Source organism: Exiguobacterium abrahamii (genome assembly GCF_015645365.1).
GTDB classification, from domain to species: Bacteria; Bacillota; Bacilli; order Exiguobacteriales; family Exiguobacteriaceae; genus Exiguobacterium_A; species Exiguobacterium_A abrahamii.
In genome coordinates this window covers 1,684,835-1,701,810 of record NZ_JADOYC010000001.1, presented here as the reverse complement: position 1 = coordinate 1,701,810, position 16,976 = coordinate 1,684,835, and the positions used below count along the sequence as shown (strand labels likewise).

18 protein-coding genes are annotated in these 16,976 nt (G+C 48.8%); 12 read left to right on the top strand and 6 right to left on the bottom strand.

The window, feature by feature from the left end; translation table 11 throughout:
• Window positions 1-5 precede the first annotated feature (5 nt).
• The 4 genes from plsY (at window position 6) to ITJ88_RS08830 (ending at window position 3,086) form a co-directional block, all read left to right on the top strand.
• Window positions 6-620: a glycerol-3-phosphate 1-O-acyltransferase PlsY gene (gene plsY / locus ITJ88_RS08845; RefSeq protein ID WP_149427061.1), complete on the top strand. Its 615-nt coding sequence runs from the start codon at window positions 6-8 to the stop codon at window positions 618-620.
• A 191-nt stretch (window positions 621-811) separates the two neighbouring features.
• Entirely contained in the window at window positions 812-1,576 is a 765-nt protein-coding gene (locus ITJ88_RS08840; protein ID WP_047391234.1) for a DeoR/GlpR family DNA-binding transcription regulator, read from the top strand.
• 25 nt (window positions 1,577-1,601) lie between these two features.
• Complete coding sequence (locus ITJ88_RS08835; RefSeq protein ID WP_195865402.1) at window positions 1,602-2,264, top strand: copper homeostasis protein CutC; 663 nt, start codon at window positions 1,602-1,604, stop codon at window positions 2,262-2,264.
• A 186-nt stretch (window positions 2,265-2,450) separates the two neighbouring features.
• Complete coding sequence (locus ITJ88_RS08830) at window positions 2,451-3,086, top strand: DUF975 family protein (protein ID WP_023467806.1); 636 nt, start codon at window positions 2,451-2,453, stop codon at window positions 3,084-3,086.
• Window positions 3,087-3,137: 51 nt separating this feature from the next.
• Here the strand turns inward: ITJ88_RS08830 and ITJ88_RS08825 are convergent, their stop codons facing one another.
• Together ITJ88_RS08825 and ITJ88_RS08820 are read right to left on the bottom strand one after the other, a co-directional pair.
• Window positions 3,138-4,019 carry an NAD(P)-dependent oxidoreductase gene (locus tag ITJ88_RS08825; protein WP_195865401.1) on the bottom strand — a complete coding sequence of 294 codons (882 nt, stop codon included), beginning with the start codon at window positions 4,017-4,019 and terminating at the stop codon, window positions 3,138-3,140.
• On the bottom strand, window positions 4,016-5,761 hold the full coding sequence (locus ITJ88_RS08820) for an ABC transporter ATP-binding protein (RefSeq protein ID WP_195865400.1): 1,746 nt from the start codon (window positions 5,759-5,761) through the stop codon (window positions 4,016-4,018). Before ITJ88_RS08820 ends, ITJ88_RS08825 begins: the two co-directional genes overlap by 4 nt.
• A 124-nt stretch (window positions 5,762-5,885) precedes the next feature.
• Here ITJ88_RS08820 and ITJ88_RS08815 point away from each other — a divergent pair, with 124 nt between their 5' ends.
• The 4 genes from ITJ88_RS08815 (at window position 5,886) to ITJ88_RS08800 (ending at window position 10,132) form a co-directional block, all read left to right on the top strand.
• The gene (locus ITJ88_RS08815; RefSeq protein WP_195865399.1) at window positions 5,886-6,317 is read left to right on the top strand and encodes a YaiI/YqxD family protein; all 432 of its coding nucleotides are present in this window, start codon (window positions 5,886-5,888) and stop codon (window positions 6,315-6,317) included.
• A gap of 83 nt (window positions 6,318-6,400) precedes the next feature.
• Window positions 6,401-8,035 (top strand): ATP-binding protein, encoded by a 1,635-nt coding sequence (locus ITJ88_RS08810; RefSeq protein ID WP_230088678.1) that lies wholly within the window; start codon window positions 6,401-6,403, stop codon window positions 8,033-8,035.
• Between the two features lie 32 nt (window positions 8,036-8,067).
• Window positions 8,068-9,822, top strand: coding sequence for an EAL domain-containing protein (locus ITJ88_RS08805; protein ID WP_370567782.1), 1,755 nt, complete (start codon window positions 8,068-8,070; stop codon window positions 9,820-9,822).
• Window positions 9,823-9,883: 61 nt separating this feature from the next.
• Entirely contained in the window at window positions 9,884-10,132 is a 249-nt protein-coding gene (locus ITJ88_RS08800; RefSeq protein ID WP_195865398.1) for a hypothetical protein, read from the top strand.
• A 72-nt stretch (window positions 10,133-10,204) separates the two neighbouring features.
• Here ITJ88_RS08800 and ITJ88_RS08795 read toward each other — a convergent pair whose 3' ends face one another.
• Window positions 10,205-11,170, bottom strand: a complete 966-nt coding sequence (locus tag ITJ88_RS08795) for a DUF4003 family protein (RefSeq protein ID WP_195865397.1) — start codon at window positions 11,168-11,170, stop codon at window positions 10,205-10,207.
• A 54-nt stretch (window positions 11,171-11,224) separates the two neighbouring features.
• Complete coding sequence (locus ITJ88_RS08790) at window positions 11,225-11,740, bottom strand: DUF1836 domain-containing protein (protein WP_195865396.1); 516 nt, start codon at window positions 11,738-11,740, stop codon at window positions 11,225-11,227.
• A 112-nt stretch (window positions 11,741-11,852) separates the two neighbouring features.
• On the opposite strand from ITJ88_RS08790, the gene trhA reads away from it, so the two are divergent.
• The 4 genes from trhA (at window position 11,853) to ITJ88_RS08770 (ending at window position 15,365) form a co-directional block, all read left to right on the top strand.
• Window positions 11,853-12,500 (top strand): PAQR family membrane homeostasis protein TrhA, encoded by a 648-nt coding sequence (gene trhA, locus ITJ88_RS08785; protein ID WP_023467814.1) that lies wholly within the window; start codon window positions 11,853-11,855, stop codon window positions 12,498-12,500.
• A gap of 118 nt (window positions 12,501-12,618) precedes the next feature.
• Entirely contained in the window at window positions 12,619-14,343 is a 1,725-nt protein-coding gene (locus ITJ88_RS08780; RefSeq protein ID WP_195865395.1) for a M3 family oligoendopeptidase, read from the top strand.
• Window positions 14,344-14,385: 42 nt separating this feature from the next.
• Window positions 14,386-15,084, top strand: a complete 699-nt coding sequence (gene rpiA / locus ITJ88_RS08775) for a ribose-5-phosphate isomerase RpiA (protein ID WP_195865394.1) — start codon at window positions 14,386-14,388, stop codon at window positions 15,082-15,084.
• Between the two features lie 20 nt (window positions 15,085-15,104).
• Window positions 15,105-15,365 (top strand): hypothetical protein, encoded by a 261-nt coding sequence (locus ITJ88_RS08770; protein ID WP_195865393.1) that lies wholly within the window; start codon window positions 15,105-15,107, stop codon window positions 15,363-15,365.
• Between the two features lie 124 nt (window positions 15,366-15,489).
• Here ITJ88_RS08770 and ITJ88_RS08765 read toward each other — a convergent pair whose 3' ends face one another.
• Together ITJ88_RS08765 and ITJ88_RS08760 are read right to left on the bottom strand one after the other, a co-directional pair.
• Window positions 15,490-16,113, bottom strand: a complete 624-nt coding sequence (locus ITJ88_RS08765) for a hypothetical protein (protein WP_195865392.1) — start codon at window positions 16,111-16,113, stop codon at window positions 15,490-15,492.
• Window positions 16,110-16,970, bottom strand: coding sequence for an ATP-binding cassette domain-containing protein (locus ITJ88_RS08760; RefSeq protein WP_195865391.1), 861 nt, complete (start codon window positions 16,968-16,970; stop codon window positions 16,110-16,112). The genes ITJ88_RS08765 and ITJ88_RS08760 overlap by 4 nt, the downstream gene beginning before the upstream one ends.
• Window positions 16,971-16,976: the final 6 nt, after the last annotated feature.

Sequence of the window (16,976 nt, the reverse complement as noted above, 5' to 3'; positions counted from 1 at the left end):
TGACTATGATTGAAATCATAGGGATTTTAGTTCTTGGCTATCTGCTTGGTTCGATACCGTTTGCACTTCTTGTCGGGAAGTGGGGACACGGGATGGATATTCGCCAACACGGTAGCGGGAATCTCGGAACGACGAATACGTTCCGTGTCTTGGGAAAAAAGGCGGGAATCATCGTCTTGATCGGTGATTTCGGAAAAGGAGCCGTCGCAAGCCTCGTTCCCATCTTGATGGGAGCAGATATACATCCGTTGTTTGCTGGACTAGCAGCTGTCATCGGTCACATCTATCCGATCTTCGCGAAGTTCAAAGGCGGAAAGGCAGTCGCGACGTCCGGCGGGATGTTGCTCGTGACGAGCCCTGTTCTGTTCATCTTCCTGCTCGTCTCCTTTTTGACGACACTCCGTCTGAGCCGGATGGTGTCGCTCAGTTCAATCGTGGCGGCAAGTGTTGGAATCGTTGTGTCCATCACGATTGGCGTCTTGACGAACGACTGGATCGTTCCGACGTTCTTTACGGTTCTTGCCTTGTTCGTCATCTTCAAGCACCGTGAGAACATCCAACGGATTCGCCAAGGAACAGAGTCTAAGATTCCACTCTTTGCAAAGAAATCGTCTGAATGAATCATTAAGACGCATCTCCATCTCGTCCATTGAGATGCGGATGCGTCTTTTATTTGTGAAAAAAGTCGGATAACGGACGAATTCAACGACATTTCATAGGAACTACACGTTTATTTACATCGGATTTACAAGACCTTTACAGACGTTCGATACACTAGAACTAGAACTTGTCTGTGAAGGGGGAAGCGCACGTGTCGTTGTTAGGAGAAGAGCGGAAATCACGCATCATGGAATGGCTGGAAGAGGAAGGGAAAGTCATGACGAAGGATTTGATCGAACGTCTCGATGTCTCGGGAGAAACGGTACGACGCTACTTAGAGGAGCTAGAACGGGAACGTCAGCTAAAACGCGTGTATGGGGGAGCGATTTATCAAGGAGGAAAACGAGAGACACCGATCTCACGTCGGACGGATCAATTGTCTCGCCGTTTAGCGCGTTATGCGAAAGGATGGCTCAGCGATTATTCCTGTATCTTTCTTGGGCGAGGTGAGCCGGTCGAGCATCTGTTGCCGTATTTAACGGGGAACGCGACGATCGTCACGAACTCACTAGTCGTCGCTAGTCACTTGGAGCAGTGCCGTAAGACGGGACCGTTCAAAGGTGAAATTCGATTACTCGGTGGGACAGTCGATGCTTACGGGCAGACGGTCGGAGTCGAAGTCTTGCAGGCGCTCGATGCTTACGCTTTTGATGCTTGTTTTCTATCGTTTGACGGTGCCGAAATTGAGCGTGGCTTCGTAAGCGATGATATTGAATCCTCACTGATTCAAAAAGCCGTCATTAGCTGTACGAAGGACGTCTATGCCTTTTTGGCAAATGATGAATTCCAAGGCAATCGTAAATATAAGGTGGCAGAGTTCCGCCGTGCGAAGATCGTTCTCAGTCCAGCCTCCTATCCACCATCATGGGAGATGAAACTGTTCAACGAACGCGTGAACTGGATGGTCGTCTCATGATACACTGATGCGGGAGGGATGCATCATGTTAGAAATCATCGCATCGACCGTAGAAGAAGCGGTCGCAGCAGAACAAGCCGGAGCGGACCGGATCGAGCTCGTTTCCGCATTATCCGAAGGTGGGTTGACGCCGAGCTATGGACTGATTCGTCAAGTCGTCTCGACGGTCGAGATTCCGGTTCACGTCCTCGTGCGACCGCATAGCAAGTCGTTCGTCTATTCGAAATCAGACGAAGAGACGATCATCACGGATATCGACTTGATCCGTGAACTCGGTGCTGCCGGGATCGTCGTCGGCTCATTGACCGCAGACGGTCGTGTCGACGAAGGCTTCCTTGGTCGAATCATCAAACATAAAGGGGAACTGTCATTGACGTTCCACCGGGCGATCGACAGTAGTCGCGATATTCTCGAAGCGGCAGAAGTGCTCGCTGATTTTCCAGAAGTCGACCGGATCTTGACGTCAGGTGGTCAAGCGACGGCATTAGAAGGTAAAGAGACGATTGCGCGCTTGATCGAGGAACATCCGGACTTGATCATCTTACCAGGGTCCGGGATTACGCTTGAGAATGCGGAAACGCTTCTTGAAGCGACGAAAGCATCGGAACTACATGTGGGATCCGCGGTCTTACAAGACGGTATCATTCAAAAAGAACGTGTTGAAGCATTGACGCGACTTCTCAGCTAATCCTATACCGCACGAATCCATTTTTCGAATCTGATGAGATGAGGGAAATGGATTTTTTTGTATGTCTTCGTGACGGATTTTCGACGATTCCGTGACGTGCTTGAAAAGCAGAGTGGGATAACTAGGTTTTTCAACGGGACTACGCTAGAATCAAAGATGGAAATAGTGGAAATGAAGGAGTACGACATGATACCAAAACAATTAAAACAAGACGCCCTGGGTACACTAAAAGGACGCTGGCTGGTCGGGCTAAGCATCTCGATCATCTACTTCCTTATCTTTGCGCTTGCAGCGAGCCGGATGTCCTTTGACCAAGATGACATCGACAGCATGGTCCGTTTCATCGGACTGAACATGGTCGTAACGATCGTCCTTGCTCCGGTGACGGTCGGACGAACGATTGCTTACTTACGCTTCACACGCGGGGAGTCTGCCGGCATCGGAACGTTATTTGAAGGATTTTCTTCGTTTCGACGTGCTTTCCGGACGATTGCCGCTTACGCGATCGTGACGGTATTGGTCTATGTCGGATCATTTTTGATCTTACCGGCATTGTACTTTTATCTAGCGTATCGCCTCGTTCCGTATATCTTGGTCGACCGACCGGAATTGTCGTTTTGGCAAGTACTCGGTGAGAGTCGTCGGATGATGAAAGGGCATAAGCGTGAACTGATCATGCTTTACCTGAGTTTCATCGGCTGGGGTATCCTCGCACTACTTAGTACTGTGGGGGTCATCTTCTTGACGCCGTATTTCGATACGACGATGGCACACTTCTATGAACGCTTGAAACCAACACGTCAATCATCCGTCGAGGGATGAACGAAAAAAGCCTGTACATTACGTCAGTAGACGTAGCGTACAGGCTTTTGCTCATTCTACCGAAGCGCGTGAACGTTCGGCGAGCAACAGATAAAGCGCTTGTGTACCGGAATCAGCATGACCCAGCTCAGCAAGTTGTTCATATAAATCCTTCGTCAGTGCAAGACCAGGTGTCGCAATGCCCATCTCAGCACCGCGTTCGAGAGCAAGACGCATATCCTTGATGAAGTGCTTGACGAAGAAACCAGGTGAGTAGTTTTCAGCGATGACGCGTGGAATCAAGTTCTCAAGACTCCAGCTACCGGCAGAACCAGATTTGATCGTCTCGATGAACTGCGTCGGATCAATCCCGGACCGCGTGACGAACAACAGCATCTCCGCTGTTCCGATCATCGAGCCGGCAATCGCGATTTGGTTCGCGAGTTTCGCTGATTGTCCTTTACCAGGTCCACCGAAGAGTGAAATCGATTTTCCCATCGCTTCGAATAATGGCTTCGCTTGCGCGAACGCTGCTTCTTCACCACCGACGAGAATAGCGAGTGTCCCGTTCTTCGCACCGAGGTCACCACCTGTGACAGGTGCGTCCAGTGCCTGAAGACCGCGTGCTGCCGCTTCCTGCGCAATCCGTTCTGCAAGAGCCGGACTGGATGTCGTCATGTCAATCAGAATCGTTCCTGGTGCCGCATGATCGAGGATTCCGTCTTCGAAGTAGATCTGCTCGACGTCTTGCGGATAACCGACGATCGAGATGACGACGTCGACATCCGTGACGACGTCTTGAATCGTATCGACGATTTCGACACCATCCGCTTCAAGGACAAGTCCTTTTTCTTTCGTACGATTGTATCCTTTGACTGTAAAACCTGCCTTGCGCAGATTGCGGACCATGCCTTGTCCCATGACACCTAATCCGATGAAACCGACTGTCTTCATACGTGATTCCCCCTTGCACGTTCCGTGCCGATGAATTGTTGCGTTACGAGCTTATTATACAATGGATTGTCGACGACAAGACGATCATGTGTCCCGATGCCGGAAATCCGACCATCTTCAAGGACGATGATTTGATCGGCATGACGAACTGTCGCGAGACGATGGGCGATGACGAACGTCGTCCGTCCGACCATCAATCGTTCGAGTGCTTCCTGAACGACCCGCTCGGACTCGGAGTCGAGGCTTGACGTGGCTTCATCCAGCAATAGAATTTCCGGGTCTCGGAGGAGTGCACGTGCGATTGCAATCCGTTGGCGTTGACCACCAGACAACTTGACGCCCCGTTCTCCGATTTCAGTTGCATACCCTTCTGGAAAACGCTCGATGAACGTATCGGCATTCGCCATCCGTGCAGCCTCCCGGATTTTGTCTTCACTGACGTCTTCTGCAAGACCGTAGACGAGATTGTCACGGATCGTTCCTGATAAAACAGGGGAGTCTTGGGCGACATAACCGATCGCTTGGCGCCAAGACGATAGCGTTAAATCAGCGATGGATTGATCTCCGAGTCGAATCTGCCCGGACGTCGGTTGATAAAATCGCTCCAGTATCGCGAATAATGTCGTCTTCCCGGATCCACTCGGACCGACGATTGCTGTCGTCTTGCCGCGTGGTAACGTAAAGCTGACATCCTGGAGGATCGGTGTTTCATTGTATCCGAATGATAGGTGATCGACCGTGACGTCCGTAAACGGACGCGGCGCAACAAGCGCTCCCGGTGCTTCCGGTGTCTCATCGAGAAGCTCGATGATTCGCTCTGTCGCCCCGCGAGCCTTCTGTAACTTCGTGATGAATTCAGTCATCGTCACGAGCGGCGTCATGATTTGGAACAAATAGAGTGAGAAGGCGACGAGTTCACCTGCTGTGATCTGGTTCGTCGCGACGCGATAGGCACCAAAGCCGATGATCAAGATCAACATCGTCGTCAAGGTGACGTTAAAGATCGGCAACAAGAGGGCTTGGATTCGTCCTTCCTTGACGCCATAGCCATAAAGATTCTCGATGCGAGTTTTCCCACGGTCGAGCTCATAGGGTTCTGTTGCTTGTGATTTGACGAGTCGGACTTCGCCGAGCATCTCGGCGAAAAAACCAGATAATCCTGCGAGTTCCTTCTGAGTCTCACGGGATATCTTATGCAGCTTCCGCACGAGCGGGATGATGATTAGTAACGTCACGGGTACAGCGATGACCATGACGAGTGTCATCTGCCAGTCGAGGAAGAACAGAATCGTGATCGCTCCGATGATCGAGACGAGTGATGTCAGCAGGCGGACGAGTTGCTCCGACAGCAATTGCTGGAGTGTCGTAGCGTCACTATTGAGTCGCGAGACGAGCTCACCTGATTTCGTCTCATCATAGAACGGAATCGATAAGGTCAACAGGTGTTTCCATAGGAGTGTCCGTAAATTAGCGACGATCCGTTGACCGACGATCTGTAACCAATAGATCGATAAGGCATTCGCGACGACTTGGACGACGAAGACGATCACGAACAAACTGATCAGCTGCGGAGTCAGTCGATCGACTGTAAAACCGTCAATCAACGTCTTTAAGAACCAAGGAATGGCGAGGGCAGCCAGCGCTTGGATGACGGAGACGGAAACGGCAGCGGATAATAATCCGACCGGGGGTTTCGTTTTTTTCAATAACAGGTAAAAAGATTGGAACGTCGCAGCGTTCATTTCAACACATCCTCTCTTTTCCATTGTCCGAAAGAACGAAGAAACGGTCAAATGGGAAACGCGACTTGACAAGAAATCTTTTGGTTTGTGACACTGATAGTGGAACCAACAAGGGAGGATTCAGATGTCTATTTTCGTAGATGCGGACGGATGTCCCGTTGTCGATCTCGTCGTTCGACACCGACAGGGACGTGACGTCTTTTTAGTTTGTGATACAGCACACCAGGTGATGCGGGAGGGGGCGACGACGATCACGGTCGGACAAGGACCAGATGCCGTCGATTACGCGATCGTCAATCGGATGAAACGTGGTGATCTCGTCGTGACGCAAGACTACGGTCTAGCAGCACTCGTCTTAGCACGAGGAGGACTCGCAATCGACCAAAACGGTCGTCAGTTCACGAACGAGAATATCGATCTATTGCTTCATACACGCCATGTCGGACAACAAATCCGACGAGCGGGTGGACGGACGAAAGGACCAAAAAAACGGACGCGCGATGCGGACCGGGCCTTTGAAGAGGCATTTCGTGCATTAGTGCAAAGAAGCATATAAGGAAGACAGTACTCGAACTGTCGATCAAATAGGGACCATGCTATAATTTGTAACAGGAATGAATTTAGAAAGGAGGATACACGTTGAAACGAATCTTACGCGACCACTCGAAGGACCGTCCTTACCGATTGCGCCAAGGAACGGTTCCAGCATCAGCTGAGGCACGACTCACATCACTCGATCAACGTGAAATCAATCGATTACAACAGAATTTACGGGAAGTCGAACTGAAATTGAAGCAACGCAATGAAATCATGGAAGCGTTAGCGACGCAAAATGTCGAAGCGGCCTGTGAGACCGTCCTGACGATCCTGTTGCAACTGCTCGATGTAAAAGAAGGTGCCATCCTCTTGTACCGTCGTGAACAGTTGAATCATTTCGTCGCGCAAGGCATCGACGAGATGGAGTTGATCGAAAAAGATCTCGATCAATATTCGGTCTTACGTCGGGCGTTCGTCATGCGTAAATCGGTTCAATTACCGATTGGTGATCAGTTCGAATCGGCGATTCCGGTCCAATCTCCAAGTAATGGACAAGTCGTCGGGTTACTTTATATTCGTCATGCTTTTCCTCAGTTCAATCTAGAGCAAGTCGGGGACTTACTTGATCTATCACGAAAACTCGGGATGACGCTTGAACGCCATCTCCTGTTCCATCAGATGGAGCATGAAAAAATCAAGACGTATCAGCTCCTCGACTCGATTCGGGAAGCTGTCCTATACATCGAGAGTAGTGGGGAACAGATCTATGCGAACCAAGCCTTGTTGAACATGTTTCCACCGAAGCTCGTCAATCAGGCGCAAGGATTCCGTCACGCCTATGAACGGGCGACGTCGCTGTTTGAACATGTCGATCAGCCGGAAGCACTTCATGACTACATCGGTCAACTGATGAATGGGGACATTCCGGGAGAAACGATCGAACTATCAGCGTTTCGGGGGAACTTGCTCCTCAGTGCTTACGCCGAGCGGATTGCAATCGCGAATGTCGAGTGGGGCATGATGCTCGTCTTACGGGACGTGACGAAAGATAAGGAACTTGACCTCAAACAGGCAGAATTCGTCTCGATCGTATCGCACGAGTTGCGGACACCGCTTTCTTCCATCATGGGCTTCACGGAATTATTGATGAAACGAGAAGTCGATCCGAAGCGCCAAAAGCGGTATTTGCAGACGATTCATTCCGAAACCGTTCGTTTGGCGGAATTGATCAATGACATCCTGGAAATTCAAAAAGGGGAAGATTCGACGCACGGCACGCAAAAAGAACCGCTTGATGTGAAACAATTGATGTTCGAGATGAAACCGATGTTTGAACTCGCGAGTCGTGCGCATCGCATCAGCGTCCAGTTCGATCCAGGCTCCTATACGATTTCAGCAAGCAGTGAAAAGATGAAACAGCTGTTCACGAACTTAATCATGAACGCGATTAAATATTCGCCTGAAGGTGGGGCAATCCGGATCAAAGGGTCAAACCAGTCGGATCAATTACGAATTGAGATATCGGACGAAGGGCTGGGGATTCCAGAAAAAGCGCTCCCTTACATCTTTGATAAGTTTTACCGAGCAGATAACTCAGATACACGTAAAATCGGTGGAACCGGCTTAGGGCTCGCGATTTGTCGGATGATCGTGCTCGATCATGGGGGAGCGATTTCCGTCCAATCGACGGAAGGAGAGGGCAGTACTTTCATCATTCAACTCCCGCTCGACACATGACCGACAATCGACTGAGAAAGGAGGAAGACACGGTGAATAACTCACACATTCGTTATGAAGCATTGCATCCGCTCGTCGAAGAGATTCTTGAAAAACTGAGTGAACGAATCGGCGTCAATACGTTATTTTTTGCATTGAACGACTCCTACAGCAATTTCGTCGTCAAGGCGATCAATCAAGAACGACAATTGATTGAAGAAGGCTCGACCCATGTCTTCCAACATGTCCTCTGTAAGTTGGTCGTCGATGAGACGGACGGGAAGGTCTCGATCAATGAATTGCTCAATGACCCGTTGACGGTCAATCATCCGGTCACGAAAGCCCTTGGGAACGGTAGCTTTTTAGGGGTGGCGATCAAAAACGCAGAGAACGAGAAAATCGGGACGTTATGTGCCTTCGATGATCAACCATTCGACTTCAAGGAACAGGACATCGCGCTCGTCGAACGATATGCAGATATTATCAGTAAATCAATCAACGTCGAAACGTACGTCATTAAGGATGCCCTGACCGACGTCTATAATGAACGCTATATGAATCGACTGATTTCAAGCGTGACGATCCATCCGGCCTTTTTGATGGTACTGAATCTCGACCGTTTCCATGCGATCAATGCGACGCATGGGTATCGATCCGGGAACGAAGTATTGCGCGAAATTGCAAATCGACTGAAATATGTTCCATTACCGAATCATGTCGTCGGACGAATGGATGGCAATGAATTCGTCGTCTTAGCGGCACTGGAGCAGGAACAGGAATTCGAACAGCATGCAGAAGAATACGCTCGCATCGTCACGGAAGCGATTGAACAACCGATCGTTGGTGTTGCGGACGAACCGATTCACGTGACGGCATCGTCCGGGGTCAGTCTCCTGACCGGTGACATGGCGAGTCGTCAGACGCAAATCTACGCGGCGGAAGCCTTGATGCAACAAGTCAAACACGACGGGAAACGTCGAACCTCGTTCGTCAATCCGAACCGACATGCGGAGCAACACCCGTTTGCGTCAGTCCTTGAATCAGAGCTGTCGCATGCACTGGAACGGGGGCAGTTCGAACTTTATTATCAATGGATTGTCGATGCGAAACAAGAACATTATGTCGCGGTAGAAGCACTTCTACGCTGGAATCATCCAGTGCTTGGCTTTGTCAGTCCGACGGATTTCATTCCGATTGCTGAGAAGATGGAGATTTTTCCGGACATCGGTCGATTTACGATTTGTCAGGCCATCTTGGACCAACGCCGGCTAGAAGAAACGTTTGGTCGCAAGATTTCCGTTGCCGTCAATCTATCGGCAAGTCAGTTCGAGTCGGATCAACTCTTTTCAGAATTACTCCGACTGACGGAAGAATCGTACTTTCCGGGTGAACGACTTATTCTTGAAATCCGGGAGGAAGTCTTGCAGACGCGTCGTCGTTTTGCGATCAAACGCTTGGAACAGTTACGCCAAGCAGGCTATCGTCTGACCGTCGATCATTTCGGCAGTCATTACGCGTCACTCAATTCGTTGTTACGCCTGCCTGTTCAAGCGGTCAAACTCGATCCAATCTTTACGCGTCGACTCGTTCAAAATCAGCTGGAACGCTCGATGATTCGCTCTGTCCATTCCTTGACGTCGACGTTGAACATCGCGCTCGTGATTCAGGAAGTCGAAACACCGTCACAGCTGCAGCACATTCAAACGTTAGATGAGTTGTTGTATGTGCAAGGATACGAGGTCCATCATCCTCAACCCATCGATCAACTACTCGTCGAGGACATCATACGAGGGCGTGCTGAGGTTTAACCGTTCTTCAGTCGGGAATACCTTAAAAGGTAGAACAAGTACATTTTAAGGGGGATGCCAAATGGCTGATCAACACGATAAAGAAACGGATCCGATTACTTCAGGTAACAGAATGACGAAGGATGAGATTGCGGGGCGTGATCCGCAGGACCATGCGGAGGTTCCGGAAAAATCGAAGGATGAAAAAGAATCGAAGCATCCAGATCAAGAAGCAGACACATCAAGTGAAGAGGCTCCCGATTTGTCCCATGCTTCAGATGAAGAGGGCGATGTCCAGCCTTCTGATGAAGACCAGCAAGATAAAGAATAACTAAAATGAAAGGCAATCGATGTCCGGCAGAAATGCTGGATATCGATTGCCTTTTTTTGATGGAGTAAAAGATTACTCGCCACCGCCACCGCCGTCACCACCACCATCAAATCCTGCGTCGATCCCGCCGTCTGTCGCATGGGACGTGTCGGTCAAATCAACAGGGAAGAGTAAGAACGGAATCGCGTCGGCGCCGTCCGGTGGGAGAATCGAAGATGGGAAGAGCTGTTGCAGGATCGTTTGTTGACTTAAATACAATCGGATTGCTGTCAAATAGACTAAGTCCTTCCGGTATTTAAAATGTAAATCAGAGCGTAACGCCTCTGCCATCCGTTCGAGTGACGAAGCGTGAACGTTTGGATCACCGAGTAACGCAAGCATGCCGTGGAACGACAGCGGAACATGGTGTTTACGATGTATCTTACGGGATGTCTCCACTTGTGCGATATAGCGATCCCAATCGTCTTCAGGCAATAAAGCGAATATCAAGGCGACGACATACGTCTGTTGAGCGCGTCCGAATCGTCGTTTGAGTCGTTGATAAACCATCTCGATACGCGAGGCGAGTTCGTCTAACTCACCGCGTGTCGTAGCGTGAAAGTAGACGAAAGAGATCAATAGCGGTGACACGATGAACCGATGTTGTTTTTTGAGGCGTGTAAATAATTGTACCGTTCGGTCAAGTACCGCGTCCTGTGGAGTTAGACGGCTGATGAACAGGGCAGTAGAGTAGGCATTCAAGGGATGCGACAAGCGATGCGATTTAAAATAGCCATGAATCGACATCATCTCAGCAATCCGACTCGGTGTGTGGGCGTCAAAGGCATGAATCTTCGAAGCAAGCAATAATGCCTGGGTCGTTTGTGTACGCAAGCGTATTTTTAAATCGTCTGCTGTCTCAAGCAACACACTTGAGGAAACCTGCTCCGTTCCAATCGTCCGGTCGAATGCCAGTTCGATCAGAATGCCATCCTGATAGGTTCTGAATTCTGGTCCGATGTGATCCAGCTGTCGCAAGAAAGTCGTCGCGATCTCCATGACTGTTCCTCCTCTGCCTTTTCTTCTAGTGTATCACGCAGTGAAAGCGTTCTCTTATTTTTTCAGTTGGGTGTCAATCAATTGTTCTGCTGCGCGCCGGTACAAGTTACTCATATGAGCCATCGCTAAGATCTGTTCCAGTGGGTCAGTCGTCGAGGCGGTTAGAGCGTCTTGTTCCGTTACGAAGCGGGCTGTATTTCGTTCCGTCAGTTCGAGGTAATTACGATAAAACCCTTCAAGATCGAGTTGATCCTGTTCGATCCCTTCGTTCAAGGGCGCGAGAATCGTCTTGATATCATTAATCGAAAACGAACTTTTCAATTGATAAATCAAGCTGATCAGAATCAAGTGCTCCTTCGTATATTTTTTATTCGTGACCGGAAAGAATAATTTCTTTTTGGCATAATTGTTGATCATCGTCTTCGTCAAAATCGTCTCGTCTGCACTTCGCGTCGTTTCCTCGAATGTCCGCTCGAACAGTTGGATGACTTGATCCATATAGAGATCGATATTCGGGATATCTTCGAGCTGTAATTGACGATCGTGTCTCGTGTCGTCAGCATGTGTCATAAAAAAACCTCCAAAATCGCTAAAATAGGACTTTCTACTTCTCCATCATATGATAGAATACGTATATAACGCCATGTAGTATTCGAAACTACATATCAGGGGAGGAACGAAAGTGAAAGCTTATATGAGAGAACCGATTAATGGATTAACGCATCTTGGAGGGGCTGTCTTTGCTTTTGTCGGGTTACTGGCACTTGTCATCAAGGCATCGTTAGAACGGGGGGCATCACTTGCGATCGTTGCAGCGATTATTTTTGGTGTCAGTATGATGGCGCTTTATGCTGTTTCGGCAACCTACCATATGGTGCTTGCGAGCGACCGGGCGATCGCGATTTGGCGTCGGTTGGATCATTCGATGATTTATCTGTTGATTGCCGGGTCTTACGCACCGTTTTGTCTCGTCAGTCTGAACGGTCCGACTGGTTGGGTCTTGTTCAGCATCGTCATGTTGATTGCAGTCTCTGGAATCACCTTTAAATTGGTTTGGTTCAACAGTCCACGTTGGTTATCAACGACGCTCTACATCGGAATGGGCTGGATCATGGTATTTGCGATCACACCACTCGCGCAAGTCTTATCACCGCTCGGCATCGGATTATTGTTCCTTGGTGGTATCTTCTACACGATTGGTGGCATCATCTATGGGCTGAAGCCACGGATCTTATCGTTCAAACATCTTGGATTCCATGAAATCTTCCATATCTTCGTACTACTGGGTAGCCTAGCGCACTTCCTCTGTGTCTACTTCTTCGTCTTATGAGGATGTCCTCCTTCAGTCAATGGCTGAAGGAGTTTTTTTCTGTCTGATGGAAAATACAGGAGAAGTCGAGTATCCTCACGAATGAAAGAACGAATAGATCACGCATAGGGGGAAAAGCATGAAACACACACGATGGCAGTTAGAAAAACTCTACACGATAGATGACGTCAAAGCAGGAATTACTACGATACAAGCCGCGTTGACGAAACATCCGGTTAATGTGGCAGAACAGGTCGAGCATTATCAGCAAGTCGCGCGCGACGTCGAGGAATGGAGCGACTTCATTTATTGTCTGTACGCTGAAGATGTCACGCGTGTAGAAGTCCATCCATTGCTCGAAGAGATTGAAATCGTACAAGCGATGGTGCGCAGTGAGGCAGCAGCACTCGATACGAAGATCGCCGCACTGTCACAAGAAGAGTGGGAGGAGCTCGTCACGGGTTCACCATACGCCTTTTTCTTGAACGAACGCCGTGACATCCAGTCCCGTCGTGCACCACTGGTTCAGGAACAATTGTTGCAGGATCTCGGTGTGGATGGGTTCCAAGGCTGGGGGCAGCTCTACAAACAGCGTTTCATGGCATTGCGCGTCGACTTGGATAATAAGCAGGTCACGATCGGTCAAGGGCTACACGAAGCGATGTTCGCACCTGACCGTTCGGCTCGTTTAGCGGCAGCGACAGCGGTTGACACCACGTGTGCACAAGAAGCTGACCTGTTTGCGACAATCTTGAACCGGATTGCCGGCTTCAGATTGCAATCCTACAAGATGCGGAACTGGGAGCAACCATTGACTGAGTTGCTTGAGCAGAACCGGATTTCGGAAGCGAGCCTAACAGCGATGATGGAAGCACTCGATCAACACCGCGACCTCTTTCACGCCTATTATGCTCGCAAGATTGCCCAGGCGGAGCGGGTGACGGGAGAATGGCATGATTTTGAGACGAACACCTATCGCTCCGCGCGTCACGTTCCGTTTGAGATGGCAGAGACCATCGTCACGACACAATTCAAACGATTGAATCCGCAGCTCGGCGCCTTCGCGGAAAACGTGTTTAGTGAGGGATGGGTCGATGCAGAGAATCGTCCTGGAAAAGCAGAGGGCGGATTCTGCGCTGCCTTTCCGATTGCCAAGGAGAGCCGGATCTTCATGACGTACCGCGACAGTTATCCGGACGTCGCGACGCTCGCTCATGAATTCGGTCATGCCTATCATAATTATTTACTGCAAGACGAACCGTATTTAAATCAAGTCAAAGGAACGAGCATCGCAGAGACGGCTTCGACGTTCATGGAGAATCTCGTGCTCGATGCTGCCATCAAAGAGACGACGGAACGGGAGGAAGTGCTCGCTCTCCTAGAGGTCAAGATCCGAGAAGGGCTGAAATATGCCAGCATCGTTCCCGGCATGTTCCGGTTCGAGCAACGGTTTTACGCGGAACGTCAGCAAGGGACGGTCAGTGCCGAACGGTTAAGTGAACTCCTGCAAGAGGAAGAACGGTTAGCCTATGGTCCGGTATTGCCTGAACCGGCGCACTATAAATGGATGTACATCAGTCACTTGTTCAATCCGAATCTTGCGTTCTACAACATTCCCTACACGATCGGTTATCTGCTCAGCAATAGTCTGTATCAGACGGTTCAAGCGGATCCGAGTCAATTTTCGGCAGTCTTTGAAGCCGTCATGCATGATTCCGGTCAAGCGACGATTGATGAGATCGTTACACGTCATCTCGACGCTGATCCGACATCTGTCGCGTTTTGGATGGAAGCTCAGCAACCGCTCGTCCAGGCAATTGAGCAGTACCTGTCGTTAACGGAATCCTCTCTCTCCGTCGATTGAAGACGAATCGAAACGGGAACAGAAATGTAGGGAGGGATGCGGATGTATGAACAGGAGAAACAATTAGTCGCTGAGGCAGCACTAACTTACGTGAAAGATGGAATGATAGTGGGTCTTGGAACGGGTTCGACGACGGAACGGTTCATCGAGGCGCTCGGTCCACTTGTGCAGGCGGGACTAGAGATTCAAGGCGTGGCGACGTCACTTGCGACGGTCCGACTCGCGGAACAGTTACACATTCCGTTGATCGACTTGGAAGAGGGAATGGAAATCGATGTGACGATCGATGGGATCGACCAGATAGACGGACGATTTCAAACGATCAAAGGTGGTGGCGGTGCACTATTTCGCGAGAAAATCGTCGCGCTGATGAGTCGGGAATTGCTCTATCTGACCGATTCCTCGAAGTTCGTCCATCATTTAAGCGGACCGTTACCGGTCGAACTGGATCCGTTTGCGTTACCGTATGTGCGACAACGGTTACGTGATAAGCATGTCTCCGCAACGTTGCGGCTGAAAGACGATCGTTCCTTCGTTACAGATGGAGGTCACGTGATTCTTGACGTGGATGTATCAGCCATCTCGGATGTCCGAGTATTCGCAAAAGAAGTGAAGAGTTGGTCGGGTGTACTCGAGACCGGTTACTTCGAGCGACAGCCCGATCATGTCCTGACGGTCGAAGAGGGAAAGGTCAAACGTATCGCGCATCCACGACTGCGTGATGGTGGTGGATTGGTTTAAGAAAGAAAGAAGGAAACCGTATGGGCTTGAAAAAACGGTATTTATTCGGAGCAGGTGTCATTGCCGGTGCGAGTCTACTGTTGTTCAGGAAGCGGGAACAGGGAACACAGACCGATGCGCTACGTGACTATTTAGCGCATCTCGATCAGGATCCGAGTCCCGATGCTGCGAAAGACCCGGATGAAGTCGGATTGACGAAACTGGATTCGATCTGTCGAGCCGAGTGGCAAGCTAATGGTTTTCCACGTTCGCGGACGGAGCTAGAGGAGCTTGAAAAATAAAAGAACATGAAAACAGCCTTGAATCCAATGAATCAAGGCTGTTTGACTTAGAGGTAATTAAAAAGAGGAGAAGCTCACCATGCCAATTTGAAATCTTATCCTGAATCATATTAGAACTGAGCATTTAGTTACGCTTACTAATCTTTGCTATCGACATAAAGCTAAATAAAATTACTAAAATGCCAATAAATTGCACCTTTACATGATAAAGAGGATCAAAATAATTTGTTTCGAATTGAAACACGTGTGGCCAGGGCATGAACTGTCCTTTTGTGACGACCTCGAGCAAGGTGTACATAAGTAGAAGGGAGAGTGCATATTCAAACCGTTTTGTCCAAAGTATAAGTGTCATACCGAAAAATAGAAAGAGCAGTATCAACTCTATATGGTGTAGAAAAACGACTGTTGGTATATCCACACCATTGAACAATAGTGTCCCGGTTAAAACTAAATAACCAACGAAATAGAGTAATAGAAAGCGAAGAATATCCATTACAAGCCACTTACGGTAGTAGGGAACTAATGTATCGTATGCACCTTCATCAAAAATCGGCTGAAAATGTAAGATGACCGTCCAAGCAATCCAAGGAATAAATGTTGTCTGGATAACTTGAATCCCATAAAGCATCGGATTGGACAAAACATATGATTCTAGTGCAACAAACATAATTAGAGGAAGAAGCATTGCGATTCCATGAAGTCTCCAATCAAACCAAAATAATCTTTTGAACGCTAGGCTTCTTTTCATTTCAAACCTCGCATTACCATCAAGTAACCGTCCATCAGTTTGGGTTCAATGTCCGACGAAGAGGCTGCGGCTTCTTCTAAATAGCGAACCTCGATTTGCTCACCGTGTTCATTAAGATCAACGACTCGTTCGTCCTGCATCCATCCACCAAGTTCCTCAAGGGAGACCTTTACGCTCGAAAGATGACCTCTAGCTAAATTCTTCAGTTCTAACGGTGTCCCTTCAAATCGAACGATTCCATTTTGTAGAATTCCGATTTTAGTACACAAAAACTCAATGTCTTCGACAATATGCGAAGAAATGATGATAGTGTGATCTTCGCCTAATTCACGTAGTAAATTTCTGAAACGAATTCGTTCTTCGATATCTAGTCCAGCTGTTGGTTCATCAAACACAAGGATTTTAGGCTTGCGTAATAAAAGCTGTACGATACCCACACGCCGACGCATTCCACCAGATAAATCATTCATTCGCAGGTCTCTCTTATCTTGGAGATTCACGCGGTGAAGGGCTTCGACTACTTTTTCTTGACGCTCTGATTCTGTAGTAATACCTTGCAATAAAGCAAGATGAAGAAGTACATCTTCCACTTTGAGACTAGGATAGATATTAAAGTCTTGTGGTAAAAATCCGACTTCTCTCGAAACATCCGCATATTTTCTCTTCACAACGGACTTTCCGTCGATACTAATTTGTCCTCCAGAAACGGAAGTCAGTCCACATAGTACTTTCATCAAAGTCGTTTTCCCTGCTCCATTTGGACCTAATAGACCAAAAATCCCTTCGATTTCAAGCGAAACGTGGTGTAAAATTTGTTTCTTTCGATAGGATTTTGAGAGATGTTGTAACTGGATCATGACTCC

Excerpts from the sequence above, each read along its gene's own strand:
- ITJ88_RS08790 (WP_195865396.1), bottom strand. The coding sequence starts at position 11,740 with ATGACACATGCTGACGACACGAGACACGATCGTCAATTACAGCTCGAA.
- ITJ88_RS08800 (WP_195865398.1), top strand. The coding sequence starts at position 9,884 with ATGGCTGATCAACACGATAAAGAAACGGATCCGATTACTTCAGGTAAC.
- ITJ88_RS08765 (WP_195865392.1), bottom strand. The coding sequence starts at position 16,113 with ATGAAAAGAAGCCTAGCGTTCAAAAGATTATTTTGGTTTGATTGGAGA.
- ITJ88_RS08820 (WP_195865400.1), bottom strand. The coding sequence starts at position 5,761 with ATGAACGCTGCGACGTTCCAATCTTTTTACCTGTTATTGAAAAAAACG.
- ITJ88_RS08780 (WP_195865395.1), top strand. The coding sequence starts at position 12,619 with ATGAAACACACACGATGGCAGTTAGAAAAACTCTACACGATAGATGAC.
- ITJ88_RS08760 (WP_195865391.1), bottom strand. The coding sequence starts at position 16,970 with ATGATCCAGTTACAACATCTCTCAAAATCCTATCGAAAGAAACAAATT.
- ITJ88_RS08825 (WP_195865401.1), bottom strand. The coding sequence starts at position 4,019 with ATGAAGACAGTCGGTTTCATCGGATTAGGTGTCATGGGACAAGGCATG.
- ITJ88_RS08795 (WP_195865397.1), bottom strand. The coding sequence starts at position 11,170 with ATGGAGATCGCGACGACTTTCTTGCGACAGCTGGATCACATCGGACCA.
- ITJ88_RS08815 (WP_195865399.1), top strand. The coding sequence starts at position 5,886 with ATGTCTATTTTCGTAGATGCGGACGGATGTCCCGTTGTCGATCTCGTC.
- ITJ88_RS08770 (WP_195865393.1), top strand. The coding sequence starts at position 15,105 with ATGGGCTTGAAAAAACGGTATTTATTCGGAGCAGGTGTCATTGCCGGT.
- plsY (WP_149427061.1), top strand. The coding sequence starts at position 6 with ATGATTGAAATCATAGGGATTTTAGTTCTTGGCTATCTGCTTGGTTCG.
- ITJ88_RS08835 (WP_195865402.1), top strand. The coding sequence starts at position 1,602 with ATGTTAGAAATCATCGCATCGACCGTAGAAGAAGCGGTCGCAGCAGAA.
- ITJ88_RS08830 (WP_023467806.1), top strand. The coding sequence starts at position 2,451 with ATGATACCAAAACAATTAAAACAAGACGCCCTGGGTACACTAAAAGGA.
- rpiA (WP_195865394.1), top strand. The coding sequence starts at position 14,386 with ATGTATGAACAGGAGAAACAATTAGTCGCTGAGGCAGCACTAACTTAC.